Here is a 21,972-nt window from a genome sequence, read left to right on the forward strand (position 1 = left end):
CCCGCGTGACGATGGCATTGACATGATAGGGGATTTTCAACTGGCCGATGTCGTAGAGATCGCGGAAGCCGAGCTTCTCGGCTTCGCGCACCAGCGGTTCGCCGAGCAGCGTGAACTGGGTGATATTGTTTGCCAGGGCAGCGAGGCGCTGGGGATTTTCACCCGTGGCGATGATTTTTGTTTCCTTGTCCGGGTCTATTCCCAAGCGGCGCAGGGCGAGTCGGAGCGTCATGTCGGATGTCGTACCCAAGCGGTTTACACCGCCGAATTTGCCCCTGAGCTGTTCGATGGTCGTGATGCTGCCGAGCGAGACGATGTGATCGATAAACAGCGGCAGGTTGGTCGACACCATGATCGTGTCGGCGCCGGCGAGTTTGGATGTGACCAAGGTTGCCGAAGGCGCGACGATGAAGTCGACTTCGCCGGTGAGCAGCGCCTGGATCACGATGGTACTGGCGCTGATGTTGATGACTTCGGCGTTCAAGCCGTTCTTTTTGAAAAAGCCTTTTTGCTCGGCGACCCAGATCGGCGTGTTCGACGGCGTGCTGCCGGCCCAGGCGATGCGCATGCGCTCTTGGGCGCTGGCGGCGCCGGTTTGGACGATGACGATAAAAAATAATCCGACGGCAAGTGCGTATCGTTTCACGACGCCTCCCAACTATTTTTTGTAGAGCTGTTTGTAAAAACCGGCGTTCTCCAGCTCTTGGACGAAGCTCTGATCGACGAAGGTTCTCGGATCGGCGCTGGCGGCTTTAGGATTTTTCGGCGCCATGTCGTCGAGTAATGTTTTAACGCCGTCGGTGGACGGCTTGGGGATTTCCGGGAAGGCGGCGTTGTAGCCGCGGTAGGCGCGCTCCAAACCTTCGGGGTCGGTCATTTTTAGATTTTTGCCGATGATCGCCTTCGCACCTTCCTTGTCGGTCTTGATGTAATGGATCGCTTCGCTGAAAGCCTTAACGACTTTGGCGACCATCGGCCGCTTAGCTTTGATGACGCGCTCGGTGGTGACCAGACAGTTCCAGTGAAAGGGAATTTTCATGGTGCCGAAGTCGATTAAATCTTTGAAGCCCAATTTCTCCGCCTCGCGCACGTGCGGTTCGCTGATGATTGTGTATTGCACGATGCCTTTAGTCAGCGCGGCCAGGCGCTGGGGGTTTTCGCCGGCGGCGATGATCTGGGTGTCTTTGTCGGGATCGATACCGAAGCGGCGCAGGCCGATACGCAGTCCGGAATCCGAAGTCGTGCCCAAGCGGTTGACGCCGCCGATCTTGCCGCGCAGCTGTTCGACGCTGGTGATGTTGGGCGCGCTGACGACGTGATCGACGAAGTGTGGCACGTTGGCAAAGATGACGACCGTGTCGGCGCCGGCCAAGCGCGACGTGACCAGCGTCGCCGAGGTGCCGATGGTCATGTCGACTTCGCCGGTGAGCAGCGCCTGGACGACGATGGTGCTGGCGCTGATGTTGATCAGCTCGGCGTTCAAACCGTTCCTTTTGAGAAAGCCTTTTTGCTCGGCCACCCAGGTGGGTGTGTTGGACGGCGTGCTGCCGGCCCAGGCGATGCGCACGCGCTCTTGAGCGAATACGGATTGAATGAACAATGTACAATTGAAAATAAAGATGAGAGTTAGAAATGATAACGACTCGCGCACATTTAACTCCTTTGCCCTCACCCTAGCCCTCTCCCACTGGCGTGGGCGAGGGGATCGGACGTGGGAGCGGATAGCTAAGATTTGGCGGAATATAACGTTTGACGTCGGGCTCTGCAATCTGGCGAGAGTTGGCATTGAGAAGGGATCACGATTATTATTACGGCGTGGAAGGAATTTTAATCCGATGCGCATGATTCTAGTCGGCGCGGGCCAGGTCGGCGGCATTATTGGCGGGCGGTTGGTGCGCGCCGGGCATGATCTAACTTTTTGCGATGTCGATCGCGAACATGTCGAAGCTGTGCGCAGCGCCGGCTTGCGCGTCGATCTGCCCGGCGATTCGTTCACGGTCACGCCGCAGATTTTATTTCCCAGCGAAGTGTCGGGATAGTTCGATCTTGTCTTCATGGCGGTTAGGTCGGAAGGAACCAAGGATGTTCTGGATGCGCTGGCGATTCACATGACCAACGACGCGGTGGTCGTTTCGTTGCAAAATGGCATGAATCTGCCGCTGGTGGCCGAGCGCGTCGGCGCGGACCGCGCGGTGGGCGTGGTGGTGCGCATGCGCAGCATTAAAATTGCTCCCGGCCATGTGCGTACTTATCAAAACGGTTATCTCTACATCGGCCACATTCACGCCCGGCGCACGACGCAGCTCGAAGCGTTGCACGCCATGCTCGATCCGGTGATGCCGACTAAGATCGCCGATAACATGTACGGTGTCATGTGGAGCAAGCTGACCTTTACCAGCATGCGTATGCTCAGTTGGATCGCCGATGCAAAAATGCCGGCGATTTGGCAGAGCGAAGCGAATCGGCGGCTATTCGCCGAATTTATCACTGAGATCGTCAAAGTCGGCGAGGCCGCTGGCGCACGCTTGGAAAAACTTGCGGAGTACGATCCCAACGATTTTCATCCGAGCCGTTCGCTAACGCAAAGAATGGCGACAGTGGAAGAGATGGCGCGGACGTGGAAAGATGAAAAAGAAACTGGTGGTGGTTTGAAACGCGGCGAGAAGACCGAAGTGGACGGCATCATCGGCGCGGTGATTCGCGAAGGCGAAAGGCTGAACGTTCCAACTCCGCTTTGCCGCGCAACGTTGAAAGTGTATTTAGAAGTGGAGAATCGCCATCGAGTGATTGGCATCCGGAATTATGGAGAGCTTTACACTTCCTGATTACAATCGGGAAGCAGGTTTGTCATGCCCGCGCAGGCGGGCATCCAAGTTTTTCCTGCAGGGGCGGACCTGCGTGTCCGCCCTTCCCCTGGATTTCCACTTTCGCGGGAATGACGGATGGGAAAAGAATCATTTACAAAAGGTCGAGGTTGGAAGTAAATGAGACGAGTAGTTCTTGCCATTGTGACGGGCTTAGTTGTTTCGCTTGCCAACGCGGCTGAACCAAACCCGGAGTGGCAACGGCTAGTCGCGGCGGCGAAGAAGGAAGGCCGAGTTGTCATCGGCGCGCCGCCGGGGAGCGATTTTCGCATCGAAACGCAGGCGGCGTTGAAGAAACGTTTCGATCTCGACAGCGAATTTATTCAATCGCCGGGGCCGAGCTTGATGAGCAAGATCGTCGCCGAAAAGCAGGCGGGCGCGGCTTCCGTCGATGCCTTCTTGATCGGCCCTTGCACCGGCAACTCGCTGCTCAAATCGGATGTCTACGAGCCGCTGGCGCCGGCGATGATTCTTCCCGAAGTCAAAGATCCGGCGAAATGGTTCGGCGGTCATCTATGGGCGGATAATCAGAGCGGCAAAAATTTGCTCTACAGCTTTGTCGCGCAGATGACGCCGTCGATTTATTACAATACCAATTTGGTCAAGCCCCAGGATGTACGCAGTTACAACGATCTGCTCGATACCAAATGGAAAGGCAAGATCGGTCTGCGCGATCCGCGCGTGCCGGGCGGCGGATTGGCCATGTGGGCGTTTCTGCTAGACACCAAGGGCGAGGAGTACATTCGCAAGCTGGCGCAGCAAGAGTTGTTCGTCAGCCGCAACGCGCGCCAGATCGCCGACGCTTTGGCGAAGGGCAGTTTGGCGATGACCATTGGCGTGGGCTACCGCGACTTCGATGCCTTTCTCGACGCCAATTTGCCGGTGAAACATTTGCCGACGTTTAAAGAAGGAACCTATGTCAGTGGGGGCAACGGTATCCTCGGCATCGTCAAAGGCGCGCCGCACCCCAATGCGGCAAAGGTGTTTTTCAATTGGCTGCTCAGCCGCGAAGGACAAGACCTGCACAACCGCACCGCGCAACAGCCGTCGCGCCGGCTCGATGTCGATGCCAAGGGGTTGGATGGCCAGGCGGCCAAGGATATGCTGACGGTGGAAGAGTTTCGCCGCGTGCAAAATTTCACTGAAGATAAATGCAACAATTCGTGGACGCCGGGAGCGAAGCTGGCGGAGGCGGTACTGAAGTAACTAAGATGTTCACCACGAAGAGCACGAAGGACACGAAGGGTTCGAATAAATAATTTTCCGACCTTCGTGCTCTTCGTGTCCTTCGTGGTGAGAAACAATCTTGACCCGATTTGAGAGCCTTACGATGATCACTGAAGAAGAAAACAATTTATTAACGCAAACGAGCAAGGGCACGCCGTGCGGCGAGTTGATGCGGCGTTACTGGCAGCCGGCGGCTTTGTCGGAAGAATTATCGGCGGACAAGCCGCTGCCGGTGCAATTGTTCGGCGAAGAGTTGGTTCTGTTTCGCGACGGTGAGGGCAAGCCGGCGTTGATCGGCCGCTGGTGCGCGCATCAAGGCGTCGACATGATCTATGGCCGGGTCGAGCCAGACGGGCTTCGCTGCATGTATCACGGCTGGCTGTTCGACAACTGCGGCAAGGTGGTGTTGCGCGGCGATTGGCTGCCGGAAAAGGAGCGGCGCTGGGACGTTGGCCAGCCGGCATATCCGTGCATCGAAGCGGGCGGAGTTATTTTTACTTATATGGGTCCGGGCGAGCCGCCGGCGTCGCCGGATTTTCCCTTTCTATCTGGCTCGTCGGAAGATTTGGTTGTCGTGCGTGCCACAGTGGAGAGCAATTATCTTTCCGCCATTGAGAGCTACGATGATCCGACCGGCGTCATCAAAGTCGAAGCAATCAAGGGCGGCTTGCAATTTTATGCGGTTAGCTGGTTCGATGAAGACAAGCGACGGGTACAGGTACAAAGTTTTTTACTACCCCTTTTGGTCGCGACTGCATCGCCGCGCGCACGGGGCGGCCAATTGGTAAGCTGGCAGGTGCCCATCGACGACCGGTCGCACGCGCGCTACTTGTTTAATTTGCATCGGAAGAATGTCCAGGGAAGAGTGGAGCCGCTGATTGTACCGACTGAAGCGAATGAGGCGGCTCAGAGGTTATTGTTAACGAACATTCGCGAAGTTGCAGAGGGGCGCGAGATTAAGCCGGCAACGGCGCCGCTACTGATGACGCTGTCCGACGTTGTTGACTCCCAGGTAAAATCGAGGACACCCGGAAAACGTCGAAAAACAAAAAGCTAGCGGAAGATCAAGGCAACTCTCGTCCAAGGTTGACGATCACTTCTTCGATGTCGTCGAGGGAATTCCAGCGCGGCGAGCCGCCCAAGTGGGGCGTGACGATGACGTTGGGAAATTTGATCAGTGGATCGCCGGCGTCGCCCGGCTCTTCGTAAAAAGTGTCGAGACCGAAGCCGCCTAAGCGCCCGGATTCTAGCGCGCGACATAGCGCGTTGCGCTCGACCAGATTGGGCTGGGAGACGTTGATTAGAAACGCTCCCGGTTTGATCGTCGCGAGTTCCCGTTCGCCAATAAAATTAACCGTCGCCGGACTGCGTGGCAGGTGCAGACTGACAAAGTCCGACGTGGCGAGCAATTCTTCCAAGGATAAGTAGGTCGCTTGAAATTTTTGTTCGACTTCCGCCGGCAAGCGCGTGCGCTGGCTGTAGACGATGCGCATGCCGAGCGCAATGGCGCGTAGCGCCAGCTCTCTGCCGATCTCGCCCAAGCCGACAATGCCTAACTGCCTTTGGTAAAGCGTGACCATGTTGGGAATGCGCGCCCAGTTGCCGTTGGGCGTGTGCGCGCGATTGTAAGTCGTCGGCGCGTAGCCGGCGGCTTTGAGCTGCTCGACGCTGATTAAATTCGCATTGTGCGTCACTTGGCGCGCCAGCGCGAGCATGAGCATCAGCCCTTGTTCCGCCGTGGAGATATTGGCCCGGCGTCTGATGGTTAAGATTTTCGCGCCGGCTTTGGCGCAAGCGTCTTCGTCAATGTTGCGCGTGGTGAAGCCGTATTTCTGGACGAATTTTAGCGAGCTGCCCGCCGCGGCGATTTCATTGGCACCGAAGTTGAGTTCTTCGACCACGGCGACGTTGGCATTGGTGAGATTGGCGCGCAGTTCATCTTGATCGTCGACGAGGCGGACATCCGCTGGAAAAAGATTCTTTGCTTGCGCGCGCACGCGCTCACACCAGGCGCGAAAGTCGGGCAGATCGTGCAAGCAGAAATGGGCGAAGGCTTCCATGCGTTCCGCCGGCGCCGTTGGATCGAGCACGACCTGGATCAAGCGCAGGAAGGTGTCGTTTTCGACGACGAATTTGAAATGGGGCGATGTCATGTTCTCAATCTCTGATCTTACATCCTCTCCCTTTGGGAGAGGACTGAGGTGAGGGCGACCGAATCGGATTTGCCCTCACCCTAGCCCTCTCCCAGAGGGAGAGGGAACTTAAGTCGGTTCGGGGTCTACCTTCAACGCTTTCAGAAATCTGGTCAGCATGTTGTAGGCACCGATCAGCATGGTCAGTTCGACGGCTTGCCGTTCGCTAAAATGTTTTCGCACGTCGGCGAAGATATTGTCGGGTACGTCGATGGCGCGGGTCATGGCATCGGTGTAGGCGAGCAGCGCGCGCTGTGATTCGCTGAAAAGCTTCGACGGCTGCCAGTCCGCGATCGCGACGACCTGCTCCGGCGTGAGGCCTTCTTTTAACGCATAGGCGGGACCGTGCGCTTGCTGGACGTACTCGACGTTATTCAGAATCGCTACGCGGATGACCGCGATCTCCCGGCTCTGGCCGTCGATCTCGGTGCCGTAGCGTACGGCTTGATTCAAATCGAACCAAGCGTTGGCCAGCGCCGGGCTGTGCAGCATCAGGCGATAGATGTTGATCAGCCGCCCGCCGCGCGCGCCTTTGATTTTGGCGATGGAGTCGGCGAGCTCGGGATGTTCGGTTTCTTCGATTAACGGCACACGCGCCATGGTTTACCTCGGTTCAAATCTCGCTGCGCTTGCTCATGCGCAGGGAAAAACCCGGTCGTTGAATGAATACGCTGTTGCGTTCCTTTTGTTTGGCGAGTTGCGCGACCAAGTCCAATAGTGGATTGCCGTTGGCCGCGTAGGTTCGCGCCGGGCCGGCGGCGTACATCTTGTCAACTTCCTCTTTGCTGGAAAAGAAACGCAGTAAAACTTCTTCGTCGTTCTTGCCGCCGTATTTTTTGCGCAGCTCTTGCAGCGTGTCGGTGGGATGCGGCCGGTCGGCGATTTCTTTGGCGCGCGGGCGGTTCAAGATTTTTTCTTTGACGTTCTTGTCCATGAACTCGGCGCCTTCTTTGCCCCAGATGCCCATGGCGTATTCGATGGTCTGGTCGGTGACCTGCTTGTAGCGCTCGCCGACGATCACGTTGATCGCCGCCTGGCTGCCGACGAATTGCGACAGCGGCGTGACCATGATCGGATAGCCGAAGTCGGCGCGCACTTGGGCGGCCTCTTCTAACGTCTGATCGATCTTGTTGTCCATGCCGACGCGGCTCAGTTGATGGCGCAGGTTGGAAATCATCCCGCCGGGGATTTGATGCACGTATTGCGCGTAGTCGTATTCCGGTGTTTTGCCGACGGGCAAGTTTTCCTGCTTGGCGCAGGCTGTGAGAAACTTTGCCGCCTGGCGCAGCGGCGCTTCGTCGATCATCGTCTTGTAGCCAAGCGCGCGCGCGTTCATGGCGACATTGAACAGCGACGGATTGCCCGAGCCGTCGGCGAGCGGCGGGATCGCCGTGTTGATATGGGTCATGCCGGCTTTGATCGCTTCCAAGCAGCACAACGTGCCGAGCCCAGTCGTGCAGTGGGTGTGTAGTTCGACGGTCATGTCACCGGCGGCTTGCAAAATCGCCGGCACCGCGGTCTTGGTGCGCTCGGGCGTCAAAATGCCGCCCGGGTCTTTGAAAATTACCCGGTAGACCTCCAGCGCTTTGGCTTCAAGAATTTTCGCGGCGTAATATTCGTCGGTGTGGCGCGGCGAGACGGTGTAAATTAAATTAATGATCGGTTTCAGCCCGGCGTTCTTCGCTTGCTTGACGCGCCAGGCCCAATCCGCCGCATCGTTCCACGAATCCGAAATGCGCACTTCGCTGACGCCGACATTGGCCATGCAAGTATCGAAGAGTTGATGCAGCGCGTCGGGATAAATCGCGAAGCCGCTGCGCGTGCCGTGGACCAAACGGAGCGGCGTGCGTGTGAATTTCGGGATGATCAACCGATAGCGCTGCCAGGGATCTTCGCGCAGCTCCTTGACGCATTTGGGCAATTCAATCGGGCCGCCGAGCTCGATGGCTTCGAAGCCGGCGGCATCCAATTGTTCGCAGATCGGCGCGATCATGCCGGTGCGGATGTTGTAAGCCCATAAACTCTGGGCGCCGTCGCGGATGGTAGTGTCTTGGAAATAGACTTCGATCATGGGTGTTGGCGAATTCCTTTAACAACTCCATCTTACTTCCTCTCCCTCTGGGAGAGGATAGAGGTGAGGGCGCGCGTTCATGACTTCGATGCCCTCACCCTCGCCCTCTCCCAGAGGGAGAGGGAATCGCAATCGAGAATTGTTATTTTTGTCTGATGCCTGTTCCTATTTAATGATCCGAGTCGCGCGCGCCAGCAGATTGGGGTCGATGGTCACGCCGATCTGTTTCGCCGTTTTGAGATTCACCACCAGCTCGAACCTCATCGGCTGCTCCACCGGTAACTCGGCTGGCTTGGTTCCCTTCAAAATTCTGTCGATGAAATATGCGACGCGCCGGTAGCTCTCCGCGGTGTCCGCCCCGTAGTACATGAGCCCACCCGCTTCTACGGCTTCTGTGGTGCTGCACATCAACGGCAACCGGCTCTTTAACGCAAAGTCCACGATCCGTTTTTGGTTAGCATTTATTAGCGCGGTTCCGAGCACGTAGACTCCATCCGGGCGCTGCTTGTTTTGCGCAGCGAATACCTTCGCGAAACCGTCCGCAGCTCGTACCTCCCAAGGCTGAAGAATCAACTTCAGCGCGCGCACCGCGACTGGGAGAACCTCTTTCACTTCGAGTACACTGGCCGGAGCGGTCGGATCGTAGAGGACCGCAACACGGTTAAGTTTGGCAAGGGCTTCTTTGAACAGCTCCAGCCGCTTCCCGCCTAGTTGTCTGGTAAGGTTTGTAATGCCCGTGACGTTGCCGCCGGGACGCGCAAGGCTTTCAACAAAGCCCGCCTCGACAGGATCGACCCCACGGCCCGTCATAACAATGGGAATTGCCTTGGTCGCATTCATGGCCGCCCGGATCGCGAAACCCCCTCCTACCAAGATGAGATCAACCTTGAGACGCACCAGCTCGGCCGCAAGCTCAGGGAGCCGATCGTACTTCCCCTCCGCATATCGGTACTCGGTGGCGATGTTCTGTCCTTCTATGTAGCCACGCTCGCGCAGAGCCAGTCGAACTCCCTCGGCACGGGCGGACTCAGTAGCTGCATCGGCTTGCGAGAGATACCCTATCCGCAGAACTTTCTTCGGCTGCTGCGCCCGAGCTGCAACGGGCAGAGCCAAGATCATCGAGCAAAAAGTTCGTCGAGTGATTTTATTGTGCATGGAGATTGCCCTCTCCCTCTCCCAGGGGGAGAGGGGATCGGATTAAGAATGCGATGCGCATGGTTAGCGCCATTTCTTTTTACCAGTTGCAGAAGCGGTTTTCGATATAGGTGACGAGGCTAACCAGGATGATACCGAACAGCGCCAGCAGGACGATGGCGACGAAGGCTGGCGCCATTTCCAGGGCGTTGGCTTTGAGATTGATAAAGTAGCCCAAACCTTTCGACGACATGAAAAATTCCGCCACCACGACGCCGACGATGGCGCGGCCGATGCTGGTTCTCAATCCCGCTAAAATATATGGGACCGCAGAGGGCAGCGTGATGGTGAAGAACAATTGTAAATTTGTCGCGGAAAAACTTCGGCCGACGCGCAAATAGTTGTCGTCCACTTCGCGCGCGCCTTGAATCGAATTGATGATCAACGGAAAGACCGCCGACCAGAAAACGATGATCACCCGGGAAGTCATGCCGATGCCGGTCCACATGATGATCACCGGCAGAAAGGCGATGTACGGCACGCCGTAAACCGCGGCGATCACCGGTTCAAAGGTCGCGTTCAAGCGCGGCAACCAACCGATGGGCAAGCCGACGAAGACGCCGACGACGACGGCGATGAAAAGGCCAAGAAAAAGACTTTGCGCCGTGCTGATCAAGTGGCCGAGAAATTCCGACGACGGCAAGATGCGAATCGCCGTGCGCAACACTTCGAGGGGCGAGCTGACGAAGAGCGAATCGAGCACGCCGGTCGAAGTGCCGAGTTGCCAGAGCAGCAAGCAACCGAGGATGCCGACGCTGCCCCACAACAGACGGAAATAACGTTCACTCCACGGCACCGGCGGCAGGGTCGGTAGCGGTTTAGTAAATTGGCTTGGCGTGGTTTCGCTGACGGTGGTTGACATGGGGGCCTCGCGATCAAGTCGGCGATTCGATCAAATTCCAAATCTGTTTTACATATGCTTGCAGCTGCACGCTATGCTTGGTTTCTAGTGAGCGCGGCCGCGCCATTTCAATATTGACGATGGCGCTCACGCGCGCAGGCCGCGCGCTAAAGACGATCACATGATCGGAAAGAAACACCGCTTCGGCGATGTCATGGGTGACGAACAACATGGTCTTTTTCGTCCGCGCCCAGATCTCGGTCAACTCCACTTGCAGTTTCTCGCGGGTCTGCGCGTCCACCGATGCGAAGGGCTCGTCGAGCAGCAAGATATCGGGATCGACGGCGAGGGCGCGGGCGAGGTTCGCCCGCTGCTGCATGCCGCCGGAAAGTTCAGAGGGAAAGCGCTGTTCGAAGCCGCGCAGGCCGACCATGTCGATCAGGCTGTCGATGCGCGCGCTTTGCGCTTGGCGGAAATTGCCTTTGAGTTTTAGGCCATAGGTGATGTTCGACCAGACGCTGCGCCAGGGTAGCAGCGAGGCGCTTTGAAAAACCATGGCGCGGTCCGTGCCTGGACCTTTGATAAGTTTTCCGTCAACGCGAATTTCACCGCCATTGATCGGCAACAGCCCGTCGACGGCGTAGAGAAACGTAGTCTTGCCGCAGCCGCTGGGGCCGACGATAGAAACGAACGAACCCTCGGCAACGTCGAGATCGACGCAGTGGCAGGCGAGCACCGGTTCGCGGCCGAGTTTGCCGCGATAGACGATGGCGACGTCGCGGGCGGTGATTTTGTTCGGCATCGGTTCGTTGGATGGTCGGCGGCGCGACGAGAGATTTCTCCAATTCATGCATGCGCACGCGTGAATTGGGGGCGAGGGCGGGTCACGACCCGCCCCTACTTTTATTTATACAACTTGTCGATGAATCCCGAAGCCGCCAGCTTGTCGATGTAGTTGTTGTTGATATAGGGCTTCAAGTTGAGCTTGCGGGTTTCCTCGACGGTGGAAAGTTCTTGGGTCGCTTTGACCAGCTCCGGCGTGACCCGCGGCACGATGGTCAAGAGCGGGGTGAAAAATTCATAAGCATAGGCGTTCCACTCTTCGTTGGTCACGCCGGCATATTTCGGCAGCACGGTAAGAGTTTTCGCTTTGTTGCGTTTGACGAAGGCGATGCCTTCGGTGACGGCGGCGGCGAAACGCTGCAAGGTGTCGCTATTTTTCGCCGCGTACGTTTTGGTTGTGGTCCAGGCTTGATTGGAGTAGGCGATGTCGCGCAAATCGCCAAGTCGTTTCTGTCCGGAAGGAAGAAGCTGCTCACCGAGGGGCGGCAGGATCATGGTCGCTTCGGTTTTGTTCGCCTTCATGGCGCTTATCAAATTTGCCAAGCCGCCGAGGTAGACGATGTTGACCTCCGATTTTTTGATTCCATGCTTGGCGAGCCAGACGCCGGTCATCAGATCGCCGAGGGAATTGGGATTGGTCGAGCTGATGGTCTTGCCGACCAAATCTTTCACGGTTTTGATTTGCGGCTGCACCCAGACTTCGAGCACGGTCCAGGGCATGCACTCGCCGAAGATCGAGAAGTCGGTGACGCCCTTGGCGATGGCATCGTAGATAACGCCCGCCGGACCCATGGCGACCTCGACGCTGTTGGATCGTAGCGAGGCAACCGCTTGGGAGCTGCTGTTGATCTGATTGAGCGTGACATCGAGGCCATGCTTATCGAAGATGCCGAACTCTTTGGCGACGAACACATTGATATACTGCCCGCCGGCGGCGCTGTAACTGACGGTGAGTTTGGCCGGCGGTTTTTGCGCGCCGGCTCGATCAACGTGTGATAGGAGGCCGATGCCGAAGATAACCAGCCATAAGGATGCGTGAAAAAGTTTCATGGGTCACCTCAATAAAAGAGTTTGCCTTGGCTGAATTCATTATGCTGGTGTGGTTGGTCTGTCAATGTGTCGTGCGAACTATGATCCATTCGAAGTGAGATTTTAGTTCACGATCAGACCCTCACCCTCGCCCTCTCCCGCGCCGCGGGAGCGGGGACATGAATCGAGACGGGCGTCATTTGACTTTTGGAAACACTTCACGCGCCATCAATTCCAACGTCCGGCGCGCGTCGGCCATCGGCAGGCCGCCGAAGTTGACCATGGCGATGACGTGGGTCACGCCGATCTTTTCGTAAGCGCGAAAAATTTCCACAGCTTCTTCCGGCGTGGCGAAGACGCCGAGCTTCTCTCGTTTCACTTCGTCGAAGTCGGGGATTTTTGCGCCCGGGCGCCGATGGGTTTTGGTAAACGACGTGACGCGCTCAAAATACGGCCGGCTGAGCTGAGCGGCTGCGCCGTCGTTTTGGTGCAGACAGACATGCATGGCGACCATGATCGACGGCGCGGCCACGTGGCCGTTCTTACGATAGGAATCCAGGTAAAGATCGTTTTTGACTTTCACGTCGGCGAGATGGTTCGAGCGCGCGAACGGAATGCCCATCATCGGCCAGCCGAGCTGGCCGGCTTTGACCAACGTGTCGTCGCTCGACGCCGCTAACCAAATCGGCGGCATCGGTTGCTGCACCGGCTTCACGTAAAGCGTCGCGTCATCGTAATGGTAGTACTTGCCATGGTGCGTGAATTTTTCTTCGCGCCAGGCTTTGAGAATGACATCGGTGCCTTCCCAAAAGCGTTCTTTGGCTTCCTCCATTGTCATGCCGAAGGTCTTGAACTCCACCGGCGAAAAGCCGCTGCCCAAAGCGAATTCCAATCGGCCGTTGGAGAGATTGTCGGCCAGCGCGTACTCTTCGGCGAGGACCAGCGGATTGTGAAACGACGGCACGGCGATGGCCGGGCCTAAACGAATCTTCTTGGTGCGCTGACTGATCGCCGCGATCATCATCGGCGGCGACACGCAGGTGCCGTACCAGTAGAGATGATGCTCGCCCAACCAAAAAGAATCGAAGCCCAATTCCTCGGCCCAATCGGCGATGGTTAAAACTTCTTCGAAATATTTCTGGTTGGAGCGGCCGAGCTCAGGATGATTGTCGCCGAAAACGAAAATGCCGAATTTCACAAGCGTCATGCTCCCGAATGATTAGGTTTTTGCAGGGTTACTGTGAAAAAGGTTTTTTATCACGAAGGACATGGTTCGACTGGCTCACCACTGGCTACGATCACGAAGTTCGAAATTTTAATCATCCGACCCCTTCGTGTCCTTCGTGATCTTCGTGGTGAACAAAACTATCTGTGCGACATACAGGATCCACACAAATGGCTGAAGAGCCGATGATCAATATTGTCGATACTACCGCCGCCCATAAAGTTTATCGACAAAGCCGCTTTTTTTCAGTTCGTCGACGAAGCGCAGGTCGACGAAATCTTCCGCTTTGGCTTTGGTGGCGCGCGGGTCGGTGAGGGCTTGGACGTCGAGTGTCTGCTTCAAACCTTCGAGCGTCGGGTAGGTGTCTTCGACGAGAAATTCAAAGTTCGCCGCATAGGCGCCTTCGAGCACGGCGCGGTCCAAACCTCGGGTGTATTTTTGCATGACTTTGAGAGCGGTTTCTTTTTGCGTCTTGAAGAAGTGGCCGGCTTCGGCCAAGGCCCATACCACGCGACGCGCTTCGTCGGGATTCTCGCGCAGTTTTTTGCGCGTCGCGACGGTACAGTTAAACTGAAACGGCACTTTGAGCTTGGCCATGTCGATGATCACCTTGAGGCCGTTTTTCTCCCCCTGGAGTTTTTCCCCTTCGCTAACGATGGTGAAATCGGTCTGGCCGTTTATCGTCGCGTTGAGCCTGGGCGGCGCGCCGCCCAGCGTCACGGCTTTGATGTCTTTGTACGGAATTCCGACCTTGGTTAATGCCAAGCGCATGGCGAAATCGGCCGAAGTGCCGGGGATGTGCACCGCCGCGGTTTTGCCGCGCAGATCTTCCGGCGATTTGATGCTGGCTTTACCGATGATGAAATAGGTCAGGGTATTCATCTGACTTTGAACGATCGCGACTTCCGCGCCGGCGAGATTGGCATTGATCACCGCCGGGCCGACCGCGCCGCTGTAGCCGAGATCGCCGGCGATCAAACTCTGAATGCCGCGCACGCTGCCGTCGATAAAAATCGTATCGAGATCGAGGCCGTGTTTTTTGAAGATGCCGACCTCCTTGGCGATCCAGTAGACCACCGAAGAGTTGCTCGAATCGGAGATGTAGGCGATGTAGCTTCTCGCTTGCGCCGGGAGGGCTGAAGCGATCGCGATTAAGATCGCGAGCGCAAATAGACGAGCCTTCATCTTGGGGCCTCCTTCGATTCGATTGCTTGGGCTTATCCTGCTTAGCGCATCTCGCTGATCTCAACAAGCCGCGGCAAAAATCATTTTAACTTAGTCCAATATTTCCACGTGAATATGAGTCCGGTGCTGCACAGCGCCGCAGCGGTGACGTACATCCACTCATATCCCGCGAGGTCGACGACCCAGCCATTCAAAAACGCGCCGATGCCGTTGCTCAGCGGAAACGCCATGGAGAAGCTCGCCATGGCGCGGCCGCGCCGTTCGCTGGGCGCTTGTTCCATGGCGAGAGCAAGAATACGCGAGCTGCCGATGGCTGCGCCCATCATGTAGAGGACGCCGCCCACCATGATTCCCGGTAGAGTGGAAACCGTCGGCAGCAAGAGCAAGCCGGCGATTTCGAGAATGAATGCGACGACCAATGAGCGGCCGCAACCGATCTTGTCCGATACCCGGCCAAGTAACGGGCGGGCGAGCAGGCTGGTGCCGCCGCTGACGACGTAGAACCAAGCGAAGTGATCGACGGCTTTCTCTCTGGCGTAGAGCACGACGAAGCTGGTGAGACAGGGCAGCGACAGTTGCAAGCAAAAGAGCAGCGCCGCGGCGAGGAGAATTTTTCGGTCGAAGACGTTGACGATTTCGCGCCACCAAGATTCTCCGCTTTCGCTCGATGCCGGCTGGGGCGTTTCGATCGACGGTCGAACCAACGCCGCACTGAGTGCAGCGGCGATCAACGCAAGAGTGAGTGAAACCGTGAAGGCGCCGCGAAAACCGCCGATGGGTGCGCTGGCGGGCAAGGCGATGATCCACAACGCTACAGCGGGAAAAAACATCGTGCCGCAGACTTGCGGCGCGCCGGCGGCGCGCTGCTGGCGAGCATGGTGTAGCCGCCGGTGTTGAGGGCCGCCCAGCCGACGCCGCGCAGACCGTCAGTCAGAATGGTCGCGCTGACGAACGGCAAAAAGCAGAACAGCACGCTGCCGGCGAGAAAGAGCAATCCTGAAACCATGACGCCGCCGCCGTGCCAACAATCGACCCAAGCGCCGATGAACGGCCGGGCGATGACGCTGGTGATGCCGAACGCGGCGATGACGATGCCGACGATAAACGGCCCGCCGCCGAGGTCGGTGATGTAGAGCGGCAACGTCGGTTGCAAAACAAAATGGTGCGCGTAGCCTAAGAATTGCGCCGCGCAGAGCAGAGCAAATGGCCGCGTCCAGATTGACGTCGAGTTAGCGGTGGTCATGGTCAGTTCGAACTTGAGGGCTCTCGGATTCGGATATATTTCCCGCAAAGGCGCAAAGGCGCTAACTTCGGAATCATTGTCATGTCGAACCAAGGGAGAAATTTTTCTGACATGTTTAGTATTCAGTTGTGCTGCACTGTGCGGCGATTTTGTTTACAGGATAACAATATCATTTATCGGAGGAACTTCACGCGATGAACGTTGCTGTTTTGGCTTTTCTTAGTTTTACTTTATGTGCCACAGCGGCGCCGAGCTTATGGGCGCAGGAACGGATGACGGTGCTCTATCCGAGTCCGGCCGGCAGTTGGATGATTCCGGTGATCGCCAAGGAAGCGAAATACTTCGAGCGCGAAGGTTTGTCGCTTGAGTATGTGCGCGTCGGCGGCAGCACGCGCATCGTCGCGGCGTTGCTCGGGGGCAGCGCGCAGATCATTCATGCCGGCGAGCCGGCGATCATTCCGGCGGTGCAGCGCGGCGCCGACACCGTCGTCATCGCCGCGATCAGCCGGGCGGTGCAGCACCGCTTGATGGCGCGGCCGGAGATTCGCGAGGTCAAAGACCTCAAGGGCAAAACCGTCGGCATCACGACCTTCGGTTCGACTTCGGATTACGTACTGCGCTTCGCACTGCAAAAACATGGTCTAGACGCCAACAAGGATGTATCGATCATGCAGACCGGCGGGCAGCCGGAGGGATTGCTGGCGATGGTCGCGGGAAAAATTTACGCTCAGCGTATGGGCTTTCCATTCCACTTAAAAGCGCAGCAGATGGGCATGCGCGAGTTGGTCGATTTTTCTCAGCTCGGCTTGGAAGAAAACATCGGCGCGATGATCACCACGCGGGCTTACATCGCGCAGAAGCGCGGCACGGTGTTGCGCTACCTGCGCGCGTTCATCCGCGGCATGCAGCGCTTCAAAACCGACAAAGAGTTCGCCAAGAAAGTCTACGGCAAGTTCGCCCAGATCAACGACGACGCGCTGCTCGAAGCCAATTGGCAAGAGTACGCCGGCCATCTTTTGCGCGTACCGCGGCCGACGCTGAAAGGGATTCAGCAAGTGATCGACAGCGGCACGATCGGTAAAGTCGATGTCAAAGCGGAGCGCTTGGTGGATTTTTCGCTGGTCGACGAACTGGAAAAGAGCGGCTTCATCGAGTCGGTCTACAAGGAATAAATTTCTTCGGGCGTTTGCCGCGGAATTCGCTATTTTTTGTATCCTGGAGCGCAACCTTGATCGAATCACTATTATTGGCGGTAACCCGGGTTTCAACCCTGGCGGGTCAAATGCTCATGACCAACGCCACCGGTTTTTTCTTCGAGCGCGATGACCGATTATTCCTCGTGACCAGCCGCCATGTCGTGCTCGATGAGGCCAGTAATCACCGGCCGGACCGGTTGGAAATTGAGCTGCACGTGGATCCGATAAACATCGGCGCGGTGATTCATTGGTCGATGCCGCTTTATTCTGGAAACCAACCGTTGTGGCACCAGGGGATAGACTCCGGTGGCAGCGTCGACATCGTCGCCGTGGAGATTGCGCGCACAGCTCTGCCCGAAACGATCATTCTCTCGGCGTTTACAGCGGCTCATCTCGTCGCTGAATTGGATCGCATCGAAGTCGGAACTCCGGTGCTGATTGTCGGTTTTCCATTGGGGTTTCACGACACCTTGCATCATCTAGCGGTGGCGCGCCAAGCGGTGGTCGCCTCGGCGTTCGGCATTCGTTTTCAAGGACAAGGTTATTTTTTGACCGACGCTAGGATGCACCGCGGCACCAGTGGAGCTCCGGTGGTTGCGCGTGTGACGAGCGAGCGTTCCGGCCGCGGCGATCTCGCCTGGATGCTGCTCGGTGTTCATTGCGGGCGCATGGACATGACCAACCGCGATATTCATGAGGACGAGCGATTGGATCTCAACAGCGCCTGGTATGCCGATGTTCTGCTGAGATTAACCGAGTAGCGCGGTGGCGATGAAAGGTGCCGACGAGGCTGTAATGAATCCCGCCCCTACGAGGGCTCGACGGTCACTTTAACTTCGAGAGTTTGCTCGCCGCCGCCGTTGATCACACCGCGCAACGGTGTCACGTCGGCGAAATCGCGGCCCCAGCCGATGGTGATATGCTCCAACGACGGCATAAGGCTATTGGTCGGGTCGAAGTCGATCCAGCCCATACCGGGAACAAATAAAGATACCCATGCATGAGAAGCGTCGGCGCCGACGCGCCGCGGCTTGCCGGGCGCCGGACGCGTGAGCAAATAACCGCTCACGTAACGCGCCGCCAGCCCGGTGGAACTCAAGCACGAAATCATCAAGTGGCTAAAGTCCTGGCATACGCCGCGCCGACCCGGGAAAACGTCATCAAGTTTCTCGCCAAGGGAAAGGGCATCGCCAATCCCGCGGCGATAATCACGGCCGCGACCATGATGCTGCGCCACATCAATGAACACGCCGCGGCCAACCGGATAGACGCGGCGTTGGAAAAAGTCCTCTGGCACGGCGACTGTCTCACCCGCGATCTCGGCGGCACGGCGACGACAAAACAATTCGCCGCGGCGATTATCACGGAGATCGAGCGCTAACTTAGGCCGACTCGATAACGCGAGGTGTTGGGCGCTCGGTTAGATGAGAACAGAAAAGTCGCGCTGCCAATCTGCGATTGTCGTCCGGCGCTTAGCGTGGATTGAAATCGCTCAGCACTAGATCGGTTACGGTTAACTTCTTTTCCTTCTCACATTTCAACGCTTGCTCTATCGCAAGCTTAATCTCTTCTGGTTTGGTGACCCGAAACCCTTCGCCGCCGTGGGCTTTGGCGTAGTGTTGGTAGTCGGGCCGCGGGCCGATCTCGGCGCCGAAGTGGACGCCGGTGGTTTTCGCCGCGCCGTCGGGAAAATATTTGATCAAGCTGGTTTCCATCGACAGATAGCGGCCATTGTTGAAAATTACCGCATGGATCGGCAGGCCGTATTCTTGAGCTACGCCCAAGCAAGATGGCACGGCGTTGTAGTGAAAGGCGCCGTCGCCGATGAGCGCGAAGACCGGCCGGTCGGGCATAGCTAGCTTCACGCCGAGCGCGTAACTCAAACCGACGCCGAGGCCGCCGGTGACACGGGCGAAATAGGATTGGGTCTGGCTGCGCGGAATCGCTTCTTGGATCAGGTTGCGGTAAACCGTTGTTTCTTCCGAGATCACTGAATTCGCCGGCAGCGCTTGCCCGAGCGCATGCACCGCCCAGCGCGGATCGATCGGCGTGTCGTTCGCATGTTTCTCGGCGTCTGCTTTTAATTTGCCAAAATAATTGTTGTGCTGTTCGCCCGTGCGTGCCGCACGGGCTTCGTAACTCGCGCGATTGGCGGCGACTTGCTCCGATGCTTTGGCTTTTTTCACAAGCTGCCCAAGAGTCGACGCCGGTGGCGCGACCAGGGCGAGATCGATGTTATAACCCCAGTAAGGTAAGCGCGAATTTGGGAATTCATCGGCGATGGCAATCACTTTAGCGTTTTTCGGCGCTTTGCTCGCCGGATACCAGGGCGTGACGGCGTCGACCATTAAAATCAAATCCGCCGCGTCCACCGCTTTGGGATCGTGATGCAAGTAGAGCGGATGGGTGCGCGGAAAATTCATGAACGCAGGGCGGTAAGTTTCCATCACCGGAATGCCGAACAGCTCGCACAATTCGACGAAGCGTTCGACGGCGCGCGGGTCGCCGCCGACATGTTCCGTCAATGCGATGGGATTCTTCGCCGCGGCGATGAGGCTTAACGCTTTGTCGATGCTGGCGTCGTCGAGAACATGGGCACGCGCCACTTCGTTCGCCTTACCATGATCGATGTCATCGACCTGTTCCATCATGCACTCGAACGGGATGCCGATCAGCACCGGCCCCATGGGTGGCTCCATGGCGATACGCACGGCGCGCTCGATGGTCGGCCCCAACAATTCCACCGACGAAATGCGGTCGGCCCATTTGACGCAACCGCGCAGCAAGTCGGGCGAGCCGCCCAAGTCGGTGAGGTCGTGCAACCACTGGCCACCTGGATCGGCGACTTTAGTGTTCTCGCCATAGGCGGCGATCTCGCCGCTGATGATCACCATCGGCGTGCGCTCATGCAGCGCGGCGCGCAGAGTCATCGCGGCATTCAACGGCCCGGCGGTGGCGTGGAGCATGACCATCTGCGGCCGATTGGTGACTTTCGTGTAACCCGCCGCCATGGCGACGGCGACCGCTTCATGGCGGCAGTTGATGTACTTGGGTTTCTTGGCGCCGCGCGCTGCTGCTTCAGCCAGCGCTTCCCATACCGGCGGCCACTCCGAGCCGGGAGAAGATAAAATAAAATCGATGCCGCTTCGTTCGATCGCTTTCAACATCACTTGTCCGCCGTGCATGATGGGTCTCCTTTGTTTGTTTCTAACGCTTTAGATTTTCAACAGAACGACTGCAACAGAGTTCATCGTGTTAGGAAGCTAGCGAAACAAAATCCGAAATCCGAATATCGAAACTCGAAACAAATGCAGCCAAATAAATCTCAAACTTGGAAAATCCAAAACATCGAATCCGAATCGAGTTAGTTTGGAATTTTGATTTTTCATCATTTTGGGTTTGTTTCGAATTTCGAGTTTCGGATTTCGTGCTTTGAATTTGCCAATATGTTTTTACTTCGTGCTCTTCGTGCCTTCGTGGTGAATAGAATTTCGTCACAGCGGCAGTTTCTTTCTCATTTCCGCCATGAAGCCGCTGGTTTCTAAATATTGCGCCGGGCCGTTGACTATGACTTGCTCCAAGTCTACGTCGGCGACTTTGGGATTTACTTTGGCGACCAGCCGTTTCACCGTGCGCCAGGCTTCCGGGTTCGGCGCGATGTCGAGGTTGGGCATTTGCAAGCGCGAGACGCGATAGGACGCTTCGACATCTTCGTCTTTGCTCAAGCGCAGGTTTTTCTTGAGCACCTCGCTGACATCGCGCTTGTTGGTTGGGTCTAGAATGTAGGCCAGCGCTTCGACGATGCCCTTGGTCAAAGCGATCATGGTGTCGTTCGAAACGGCGCTGGAATCTTTCTGCGCGCACATGACGGTAGCCTGGTACGTGATATTCAACTTGCCGGCGTCGGCCAATGCTTTCGCGCCGGCGCGCTTGGCGATGTCGCTGTAGCTGTAGGGCACGACCATGGCGTCGACGTTGCCGGTGATCAGCGCTTGGGTGACGGTGGCGGTGTCGCCGATGACGCGCATGTTGAGTTTATATTTGTCCGGATCGATGCCCATGGCGTCGAGCACGACCATGGTGGAAATCCAAAAGCCGCCGCCGATGCTCTGCACGCCGAAACTTTTGCCACGCAGGTCTTCGAGCGATTCGATGCCTTTTCTGACGATCACTTCGCGCGGCACGCGGTTGTTGCCGACGGCGAAGCAGCCGAGCTTCAAGCCGCTGGCGGTCGTGCTGAGCGCACTGCTCGGCGCGGCCCAGACCAGCGGCGTGCCGCCCGAGGCGAGGGTCGCCATCATGATCGGCCCGCTGCGGGTTTGCAGCGCACGCAGATCGAAACCGTATTTTCGGAATATTCCCTTCTCGGTGCCGAGCCAGATCGGGATCATGGTTTCATTATGGCCGCCGTAAGCGGTAAGGATAGGCGTGGGTACCGCGGCGCGAACCGCTGTGCTGAGAAAAACGATTCCGACGAGCGTTGAAACGAAAAGCCATCTGGGTTTGTTAGTCATACGAACGCTCCTGGATTCGCCATTCCGTACCATAGCCGAATGAATTTGCCCAGCGGAATTGAACGCCTCAATCGAACCCCGGAAGAACTCCCGCAAAGTCGCAAAGGCGCGAAGTTAAGAAAATTGGATTTCCGAACTTTGCGTCTTTGCGGGAGAAACTCTAGTTCTTTCCGATTGGCAATGAACTAAGCTCAATTTGCCATGTCGTGGCAACGTCAATATGTCATGTTAACAGCAACGCGATTATGTCAGGGTAGTGCGTTGGGTTGAGGTCGTAAGTTAGAAACCTGGCCATAGCGGAACCCCACCTTGTTGGAGTTGGTTCGATATAGGCCAAGTGTGTGCGTC

The 21,972-nt window shown here is 57.1% G+C and carries 22 protein-coding genes; 6 read left to right on the forward strand and 16 right to left on the reverse strand.

The genetic code is table 11. The annotated features are described in order from the left end of the window. Window positions 1-646, reverse strand: a 646-nt coding sequence (locus EXR70_18440) for a hypothetical protein (GenBank protein MSP40473.1), incomplete at its 3' end; no start/stop codon positions are given. 12 nt (window positions 647-658) lie between these two features. Further along, a complete protein-coding gene (locus tag EXR70_18445; GenBank protein ID MSP40474.1) occupies window positions 659-2,056 on the reverse strand; it encodes an ABC transporter substrate-binding protein in 1,398 nt (465 codons plus the stop codon). Between EXR70_18445 and EXR70_18450 the strand changes: the two genes are divergently transcribed. From EXR70_18450 to EXR70_18460, 3 genes are all read left to right on the forward strand, one after another. Continuing rightward, window positions 2,055-2,825: a hypothetical protein gene (locus EXR70_18450; protein ID MSP40475.1), complete on the forward strand. Its 771-nt coding sequence runs from the start codon at window positions 2,055-2,057 to the stop codon at window positions 2,823-2,825. The genes EXR70_18445 and EXR70_18450 overlap by 2 nt on opposite strands. Before the next feature lie 159 nt (window positions 2,826-2,984). Next, window positions 2,985-4,070, forward strand: coding sequence for an extracellular solute-binding protein (locus tag EXR70_18455; protein MSP40476.1), 1,086 nt, complete (start codon window positions 2,985-2,987; stop codon window positions 4,068-4,070). A 124-nt stretch (window positions 4,071-4,194) separates the two neighbouring features. After that, the gene (locus EXR70_18460; GenBank protein ID MSP40477.1) at window positions 4,195-5,148 is read left to right on the forward strand and encodes a hypothetical protein; all 954 of its coding nucleotides are present in this window, start codon (window positions 4,195-4,197) and stop codon (window positions 5,146-5,148) included. A 7-nt stretch (window positions 5,149-5,155) separates the two neighbouring features. Here the strand turns inward: EXR70_18460 and EXR70_18465 are convergent, their stop codons facing one another. The 11 genes from EXR70_18465 to EXR70_18515 all read right to left on the reverse strand — a co-directional run bounded on the left by EXR70_18465 (window position 5,156) and on the right by EXR70_18515 (window position 15,914). Then, window positions 5,156-6,244: a hypothetical protein gene (locus tag EXR70_18465; protein MSP40478.1), complete on the reverse strand. Its 1,089-nt coding sequence runs from the start codon at window positions 6,242-6,244 to the stop codon at window positions 5,156-5,158. Window positions 6,245-6,352: 108 nt separating this feature from the next. Next, complete coding sequence (locus EXR70_18470) at window positions 6,353-6,883, reverse strand: carboxymuconolactone decarboxylase family protein (protein ID MSP40479.1); 531 nt, start codon at window positions 6,881-6,883, stop codon at window positions 6,353-6,355. Between the two features lie 13 nt (window positions 6,884-6,896). Further along, entirely contained in the window at window positions 6,897-8,354 is a 1,458-nt protein-coding gene (locus EXR70_18475) for a hypothetical protein (protein MSP40480.1), read from the reverse strand. A gap of 165 nt (window positions 8,355-8,519) precedes the next feature. Beyond that, window positions 8,520-9,509, reverse strand: coding sequence for a hypothetical protein (locus tag EXR70_18480; protein MSP40481.1), 990 nt, complete (start codon window positions 9,507-9,509; stop codon window positions 8,520-8,522). A 79-nt stretch (window positions 9,510-9,588) separates the two neighbouring features. After that, window positions 9,589-10,410 (reverse strand): ABC transporter permease, encoded by an 822-nt coding sequence (locus EXR70_18485; GenBank protein MSP40482.1) that lies wholly within the window; start codon window positions 10,408-10,410, stop codon window positions 9,589-9,591. A 13-nt stretch (window positions 10,411-10,423) separates the two neighbouring features. After that, window positions 10,424-11,191 (reverse strand): ABC transporter ATP-binding protein, encoded by a 768-nt coding sequence (locus tag EXR70_18490; protein MSP40483.1) that lies wholly within the window; start codon window positions 11,189-11,191, stop codon window positions 10,424-10,426. A gap of 101 nt (window positions 11,192-11,292) precedes the next feature. Next, the gene (locus EXR70_18495; GenBank protein ID MSP40484.1) at window positions 11,293-12,282 is read right to left on the reverse strand and encodes an ABC transporter substrate-binding protein; all 990 of its coding nucleotides are present in this window, start codon (window positions 12,280-12,282) and stop codon (window positions 11,293-11,295) included. Window positions 12,283-12,457: 175 nt separating this feature from the next. Continuing rightward, on the reverse strand, window positions 12,458-13,468 hold the full coding sequence (locus EXR70_18500; GenBank protein ID MSP40485.1) for an LLM class flavin-dependent oxidoreductase: 1,011 nt from the start codon (window positions 13,466-13,468) through the stop codon (window positions 12,458-12,460). 222 nt (window positions 13,469-13,690) lie between these two features. Further along, a complete protein-coding gene (locus EXR70_18505) occupies window positions 13,691-14,671 on the reverse strand; it encodes an ABC transporter substrate-binding protein (protein MSP40486.1) in 981 nt (326 codons plus the stop codon). An 80-nt stretch (window positions 14,672-14,751) separates the two neighbouring features. Then, window positions 14,752-15,501: an MFS transporter gene (locus EXR70_18510; protein ID MSP40487.1), complete on the reverse strand. Its 750-nt coding sequence runs from the start codon at window positions 15,499-15,501 to the stop codon at window positions 14,752-14,754. Then, on the reverse strand, window positions 15,483-15,914 hold the full coding sequence (locus EXR70_18515; protein MSP40488.1) for an MFS transporter: 432 nt from the start codon (window positions 15,912-15,914) through the stop codon (window positions 15,483-15,485). The genes EXR70_18510 and EXR70_18515 overlap by 19 nt, the downstream gene beginning before the upstream one ends. A 194-nt stretch (window positions 15,915-16,108) precedes the next feature. On the opposite strand from EXR70_18515, the gene EXR70_18520 reads away from it, so the two are divergent. Both EXR70_18520 and EXR70_18525 read left to right on the forward strand, forming a co-directional pair. Then, on the forward strand, window positions 16,109-17,086 hold the full coding sequence (locus EXR70_18520; protein MSP40489.1) for an ABC transporter substrate-binding protein: 978 nt from the start codon (window positions 16,109-16,111) through the stop codon (window positions 17,084-17,086). A gap of 56 nt (window positions 17,087-17,142) precedes the next feature. After that, entirely contained in the window at window positions 17,143-17,871 is a 729-nt protein-coding gene (locus EXR70_18525; protein MSP40490.1) for a serine protease, read from the forward strand. Window positions 17,872-17,918: 47 nt separating this feature from the next. Here EXR70_18525 and EXR70_18530 read toward each other — a convergent pair whose 3' ends face one another. Beyond that, complete coding sequence (locus tag EXR70_18530; protein ID MSP40491.1) at window positions 17,919-18,407, reverse strand: transglutaminase family protein; 489 nt, start codon at window positions 18,405-18,407, stop codon at window positions 17,919-17,921. On the opposite strand from EXR70_18530, the gene EXR70_18535 reads away from it, so the two are divergent. Continuing rightward, window positions 18,333-18,491, forward strand: a complete 159-nt coding sequence (locus tag EXR70_18535) for a hypothetical protein (protein MSP40492.1) — start codon at window positions 18,333-18,335, stop codon at window positions 18,489-18,491. The two genes, EXR70_18530 and EXR70_18535, sit on opposite strands and share 75 nt — an antisense overlap. Before the next feature lie 91 nt (window positions 18,492-18,582). On the opposite strand, the gene EXR70_18540 is transcribed toward EXR70_18535, so the two are convergent. Both EXR70_18540 and EXR70_18545 read right to left on the reverse strand, forming a co-directional pair. After that, complete coding sequence (locus tag EXR70_18540; GenBank protein ID MSP40493.1) at window positions 18,583-20,295, reverse strand: hypothetical protein; 1,713 nt, start codon at window positions 20,293-20,295, stop codon at window positions 18,583-18,585. A 309-nt stretch (window positions 20,296-20,604) separates the two neighbouring features. Then, a complete protein-coding gene (locus tag EXR70_18545; GenBank protein MSP40494.1) occupies window positions 20,605-21,657 on the reverse strand; it encodes an ABC transporter substrate-binding protein in 1,053 nt (350 codons plus the stop codon). Between the last annotated feature and the right edge of the window lie 315 nt (window positions 21,658-21,972).

The sequence above is a fragment of the Deltaproteobacteria bacterium genome (assembly GCA_009692615.1).
Classification (GTDB): Bacteria; Desulfobacterota; Binatia; order UBA9968; family UBA9968; genus DP-20.